Raw genomic sequence first — 6,334 nt, forward strand, 5'->3', positions numbered from 1 at the left:
CGTTTCTTTGCCTTCTTTCTTGTCGTACAACAAGAAAGAAGGTCGCCCGCCGGGGCGAGACCCGGCCGATGTAAGGTCATACACCGGAAAGCCGTCCCGCAAGGGCTAACCGGTTCGCGGTCGAATGGAATGAACCACCAAGGTTCGCACAACGTGTGGAAAGCGCTTCCCCCGACAAGTGAGACCCTCCAAACCCGGCGGGTCGGCCAGGAATAGTGATTACACACTTAACGCGAACACAGCCATTTCAATCGCCCGTCCGCGCGTTGAATCACAGGCAGGCCGTTGACCAGCCTCAGCGGGCGACTGAAGTCGCCCCTACATCACCCCTGCATTGTCGGGTTACCGACAACGATGACAGACGCTCGTGCCTGGCCCGCTGGTCTGTGCCCGCAGGGTTTTGCGCTTATTCCTGCAGTAAATGCCGCCGCACCGCTTCGAGGTTGCGGCGGATGCGGCGGTCGTCGGGCATGAGTTCGGCTGCGCGCTGAAGCCGGGCGGCGGCTTCTTTCCAGTTTTTTTGCTGCCCGGCCACCAGGCCGAGGGCGAAGTGCAGTTCGCCGGGCTGGCTGGAGCGGGCGATGCCCTCATCCAGCAGCCGGGTGGCGGCGTCGAGCTGCCTGCTTGCGACAAGCTGGCGGGCGAGGCCGAGGCGGGCGGCGTTGGAACCTGGATCCTGGGCGATGGCGCGGCGGTAGTGGGTTGCGGCGGCCTGCGGTTTGCCGAGCTCGAGCTGGAGCAGCGCGAGGTTGATCTGTGCGCTGGGCATGTCGGCCATGGCCTCTTGTGCGGCGATGAATTCGCTGATGCCGCGCTGGCGCAGGCGGATCTGATCCGGCGCGAGCTGCGCTTCCGGAATGTCGGCCAGCCCGCGGGCTGCGGCGATGCGCACGGCGCGCAGCGGATCGGCCAGCAGCGCCGGCAGGCGGGCCAGGCGCTCGGGCGCGGGACGGGCGCCGAGGCTGGCTGCGGCGGCGCTGCGCACGGCGGGGTCGGCATCGCTGAAAGCCGCGTCGGGCACAGGGCTGGCGAGGCTTTCGATGGCCGTGGCGCGCACGATGGCCGGCTGCCGGGTGTCGTTGATCAGCGCCACGAGACGGGCATCGGCACCGGGCTGGCCGGTGCGGGCGGCGTGGAGTGTCTCGCCGTAATGCTCGGGCCGCTGGCGGGCGCCGTGCTGCGCGTCGATGGCGGCCTCCAGCCATTCGGCCGGGCGGTCGGGGTGGCAGCTTTGGCAGGCATTGGGCGCGCCGATCTTGCGGGTGAGATCCGGCCGTGGAATGCGGATCGCGTGGTCGCGGCGGCCATGCACGACCATGTAATCGCGGCTGGGCATGTGGCAGGCGACGCACTGGCTGCCGGGCTGGCCGGCGGCGTGGAAGTGGTGCTCGGGCGAGTCGTAGTTCTTGCTGACGAGCCCGGGAAATTTCGGGTCGGGCGTTGGGCTGTGGCAGCGCAGACACAGGGCGTTGCCGGTGGCGCGGGGCTTGCCGCCGTGGGGTTCGTGGCAGTCGCTGCAGGCCACGCCGGCCTGGTACATGCGGCTCTGGCGAAACGAGCCGTATTCGAAGACTTCATCGAGCTGCTGGCCGTCCGGGTAATAAAGCCCGGCGCGCAGGGTGTCGGGGATGAAGTTGTCGAGGAGGGGCGTGCCGGGTGCGGCGTCTTCGACGATGCGGGTGCGCCGGGCGTGGCAGCTGGCGCATTGGTCCACCTGGCCGTGGGCGCTGGCGAGGGCCGTGTTGGTGGTGGGCACGGGCTTGCCGCGGCGGGCGCTTTCGGTGTGCGCCCGGCCGGGGCCGTGGCAGGCCTGGCAGCCCACGTTGGGCGCGGCCCAGCGGGTGGTGTAGCGGTCGCTGGCCGCGTCGTAGCCCTTGCGGAAGGCGGTGGTGTGGCACTCGCCGCACATCAGGTTCCAGTTCTGGTAGCGACCGCTCCAGTGCAGCGGCGAGCCCGGAGGAAAGGCGCCATCGGGGTAGAGGGTGAACCAGCGTTTCCTGACGGTGTCCCAGGCCACGCTCAGGGCTTGCAGGCGTCCGCCGGGAAGCGGCAGCAGGTATTGCTGCAGCGGATGTACGCCAAAGCTGTGGGTGACCGGAAAATCCGCCGGGCGCCCATCGGGGCCGTCGGTGTGCACGAAGTGGCGGGTGCCGCGCCGGAAGAAGCGGGTTTCCTGCTGCGGGGCACTGAAGCGTGCGTTGTCGAAATCGCCCAGCACGCTGGCGGGGCTGGCCGCCTGCATGGCCCGGTCGTGCTTGGAGCCGGCCCACGCGGCCGCCTGCCGGGGGTGGCAGGCGGCGCATTCACGATCGGCGATGTAGCCGGGGCGTGCCTCGGCCTGGGGCTCTGCGGCGCCCGCCGACAAGGCGGCGAGCAGCGCCAGCAGCCCCGACAGCCAAGCGACCCGGCGGCGCACGGTGCAGGCCTTTTTGCTTATTGCGCGGTTTTGGCGGCGGCCCGTGGCTGCATCTTCGCTTCGATCTCGAGATCCTCGTAGTACCTGGCGCCGTTGCTGTAGCCGGGGCGGTTGGCGAGGTTTTCGATTTCAAGGGTGCCGGTTTCGGCCACGTACTGCTTCCACGCGGCGACAAGCTCGTTCAGCTTGGCCGGGTTTTTGGCGGCGAGGTTGCGGCTTTCGGTACGGTCCCGGGCGATGTTGTAAAGCTCCCAGTCGCCGGTGCCCCAGGGCTTGTTGGCGTACACGATTTTCCAGTCGCCCTTGCGCAGCGCCTTGCGGCCGCCGAGTTCCCAGCCCACGGCGTCGTCCTTGCCGCGCACGGTTTTGGTCTTGCCTTGCAGGTAGGGCAGCATCGACTTGCCGCGCAGGGGCAGCACTTCGCGGCCCTGGTATTGGGTGCCGGGGTGGGTAGCGCCGGCCAGCTCGAAGATCGTCGGGGCGACGTCCATCACGTGGGCGAATTCGCGCTTGAGGGTGCCGCCGTTGATGCCGGGGCCCCAGGCGATGGCGGGCACCGAAATGCCGCCTTCGTACATGAAGGATTTGTAGAGCTTGAACGGCGACATGCCGACCTGTGCCCAGCCGGGGCCGTATTCGATGAAGGAGCCGGGCTTGCCGATGTTGGCGGTGCTGTTGTCCATGTCCTTGTGGATCCACTCGCGGGTGCGGGCCACGTCGTACACCGAGTTGCCGTCGGCGCCGTTGTCGGACATGAAGAACACGAAGGTGTTGTCGAGCTGGCCGCTGGCCTTGAGGTGATCGAGCACGCGGCCGATCTGGCGGTCCATGTTTTCGACCATCGCCGAGTACACCGTCATGCGGCGGGCTTCGGATTCCTGCTGTTCCCTGGTGAGGCTGTCCCACTTGGGCCAGTTGGGGTGGCCTTCGTAAACCGGGGTGTTGGCGGCGATCAGGCCGAGCTTTTTCATGCGCTCGAGGCGTTCCTTGCGCAGCTTGTCGTAGCCTTCCTTGTAGCGGCCCTCGTACTTGGCGATGTCGGCGTCGGGGGCGTGCAGCGGCCAGTGGGGCGCGGTAAAGGCGAGGTAGCCGAAGAAGGGCTTGCCTGAGCCTTCGCCGCTCTTGATGTATTCGAGCAGCTTGTCGGTGAAGGCTTGTGACGAGTAGAAGCCGTCCTTGGGAATGTCGATGGCCTTGCCGTTTTCGCGGTAGATGGCCTTGGGCGGCTTGTCCGGGTCGAGGGCGACGATGCCGCTCTGGTCGCCCCAGTGGCTGGCGCCACCCATCACCATGGCGTAGGAATTTTCAAAACCGCGGCTGGCCGGGCTGAATTGTTCGGCCACGCCCAGGTGCCACTTGCCGGCCATGGCGGTGCGGTAGCCGGCGTCCTTGAGCACCTGGGCCATGGGCACCACGCGCTCGTTGAGGTTGCCTTCGTAGCCGGGCTTGCCGCGCTGCTCGGGGGTGATCAGCTCGGCCATGTCGCCAAAGCCGACGAGGTGATTGTCGCTGCCGGACATCAGCATCGCGCGGGTCGGCGAGCAGAAGGGCGAGGCGTAGAAGCTGGTCATCTTGGCGCCGGTGCGGGCCAGTTTGTCCAGGTTGGGCGTGGAGATTTCGGCGCCGTAGGCACCGAGGTCGGTGTAGCCCAGGTCGTCGGCGACGATGAGCAGAATGTTGGGGCGCTTGGCGGGCTCGGCAAAAGCCTGGCCGGCGGCAAGGGCTAGAACGGGGCTGAGCAGCGTGGCCAGACGCAGGGCGCTGGGCTTGATCCGGGATTTCATCTTGTGTCTCCTGTGTTTTTTATCGTCCCGGCCGATGCTCTGAACCGGGTTTGCGAATCCTTGCACAGAGTCTCGAGATTTGCTTTTTCGACAGCGCGGCGTTTCACTCAGTGGAACGTTTTTCGGTGGATGCCTCCGCTGCTGCGGCAATGGCGGCGGCCGTTTCCTGCATGTCGGCCAGATGCTCGCGGACGATCTGCGCCTTGAGCTTGTATTTGCGCGGCCACACCAGGTTCATCGTGGCGAGCAGTTTGTCGCCGTGCTGCACGGGCACGGCAATGGCGTCGATGCCGTCGTCGGAAACGCTTATTTCCTTGTCGTCAGTGCCGCCGAAGAGCGGGTCGCGGGAGGCGTAGCCGAGGCGCCGGGTTTCTTCGAGGATGGCCGCCAGTTCGCCCCCGGCAATGACTTGCCGGCTGCGCGCCAGTAGCGGCGGATGGGCGGCTGCGTCGGCAAGAATGGCGTCCCGTTCGGCATCGCTGCAAAACGCCAGAAAGGCCCGTCCGGGTGCCGACAGGAACATCTCGACCCGGTAACCGATGGCGTACACCGTCACGTTGAGGCTGCTCTGGCGCCGGGAGGTTTCGACGAGTTCCATGCGGTAGTTGCGATGCACAAGCACGTCCGATGGCCAGATCACTTTTTTGCGCAGCCCTTCGAGGAAAGGCGCCGCGATTTCGCCGATGCGCAGCAGGCTGTCGTCGATGCCCGGCCGGAAGATCAGCGCAACGCTGCGCCGGTAGCGTCCGTCGCCGATGGCACGCCAGGCAAAGCCGCTTTGCTCCAGGGTTTCGAGAATGCGCAGCAGGCTGGCCTTGGGAATGCCGGTGGCCCGGTGAAGCTCGGCCAGCGACTGGCCACGGCGTTCTTCCAGGCCGCGCAGCACATCGAGGCCGCGGCTGAGGGCGTCGATGGTCTTCATGACGGGCGGCGCTCGAGCAGCGCGGCGCGGGTGGCCGGGTTGTCGAGCCGGGTGAGCCACCACTGCAGTGCCTTGCCCGCGCCGGTGGCGTGCTTGCGCCACGCGTAGCTGACCTGGAAAACCCGCTCGTCGCGCTCGACCCGGCGCTCCACCAGCCGGCCGCTGTCGATGTAGGGGCGGGCCAGGCATTCGGGCAGAAAGCCGGCGCCGATGCCGCGCAGCTGGGCGTCGAGCTTGGCCGGCAGATCGGGCACGGTGAACACGTCCTGGCCGCCGAGCAGGCCGATCGACACGCCGTTGCCGCGCGGCGTGGAGTCGGCCACCGCGACAACCCGGTGCAGGCGCAGCACCTCGTCGCCGATGGGCTCGGGCGCGCGGGCCAGCGGGTGGTGCGGCGCCACCGCGAAGATGAAGCGCATCTGGCCGAGCAGCGAGGTGCGCAGGCCGGGCATCGGGGTGGCCGGGCTGACCAGCCCGATGGCGAGGTCGGCCTGACCCGAGGTGAGCGCCTCCAGCGTGCCCGACAGGGTTTCGTCGCGCAGGCGCAGGCGGGTTGGCGGTTCGAGGGCGAGGAATTCGCCGCACAGTTCGAGCACCGTCGCCCGGTTGATCACGCCATCCAGGGCGATCGTGAAGTGGGCTTCCCAGCCGGTGGCGACCCGGCGCACCCGGTTGGCAATGGCGTCAATCTCGTCGAGCAGGCGGGCGCCTTCGTGGAGCAGCTCGCGGCCGGCGTCGGTGAGGCGGGCCTGGCGTGAGCTGCGGTCGAACAGCAGCACGTCGAGGGCGTCCTCGATCTGGCGCACCCGGTAGGTGAGGGCGCTGGGCACCATGCCGGCGGCGCGGGCCGCGGCGGCAAAGCTGCCGGCGTCGGCGATGCGCTGGAGCATGGCCAGCGCGTCGGGGGTGAGCACGTCGCGGGGGGAGGCTGGTATTTGCGGCATGGGCTTCTTATCGTTCAGTATTTTTGAATGATGCCATCAAAGCACCTGCACCGCGAGGGCCTGCTGCAGCGCTAAAGTGGTGTCACTTCAGGAGAAAACACCATGCGGACGCCGAAGTGCTGGTGTTCGACCTGGCGCCCTGATTCTCTCTTCGAACTACCAACCCGAACCACCCAATCCGAACCCGCAAAACAAGGAGCTCCACCATGACCCGGATCGTTGTCGTCTTTCATTCCGGCTACGGCCACACCCAGCGCATGGCCCAGGC

Annotated in this window: 5 protein-coding genes; all 5 read right to left on the reverse strand. The window is 67.5% G+C overall.

All coding sequences use genetic code 11. The annotated features are described in order from the left end of the window. Nucleotides 1-406: 406 nt before the first annotated feature. The gene (locus tag Q1W26_RS02995; RefSeq protein WP_300435682.1) at nt 407-2,416 is read right to left on the reverse strand and encodes a tetratricopeptide repeat protein; all 2,010 of its coding nucleotides are present in this window, start codon (nt 2,414-2,416) and stop codon (nt 407-409) included. A gap of 17 nt (nt 2,417-2,433) precedes the next feature. After that, entirely contained in the window at nt 2,434-4,200 is a 1,767-nt protein-coding gene (locus Q1W26_RS03000) for an arylsulfatase (protein ID WP_300435685.1), read from the reverse strand. 103 nt (nt 4,201-4,303) lie between these two features. Next, nucleotides 4,304-5,122, reverse strand: a complete 819-nt coding sequence (locus tag Q1W26_RS03005; RefSeq protein WP_300435688.1) for a helix-turn-helix domain-containing protein — start codon at nt 5,120-5,122, stop codon at nt 4,304-4,306. After that, on the reverse strand, nt 5,119-6,066 hold the full coding sequence (locus tag Q1W26_RS03010; RefSeq protein ID WP_300435690.1) for a LysR substrate-binding domain-containing protein: 948 nt from the start codon (nt 6,064-6,066) through the stop codon (nt 5,119-5,121). Before Q1W26_RS03010 ends, Q1W26_RS03005 begins: the two co-directional genes overlap by 4 nt. A 71-nt stretch (nt 6,067-6,137) precedes the next feature. Continuing rightward, the coding region (locus Q1W26_RS03015; protein ID WP_300435693.1) for a hypothetical protein at nt 6,138-6,334 on the reverse strand (197 nt) is incomplete at its 5' end.

The organism is Zoogloea sp., from assembly GCF_030157465.1.
Classification (GTDB): Bacteria; Pseudomonadota; Gammaproteobacteria; order Burkholderiales; family Rhodocyclaceae; genus Zoogloea.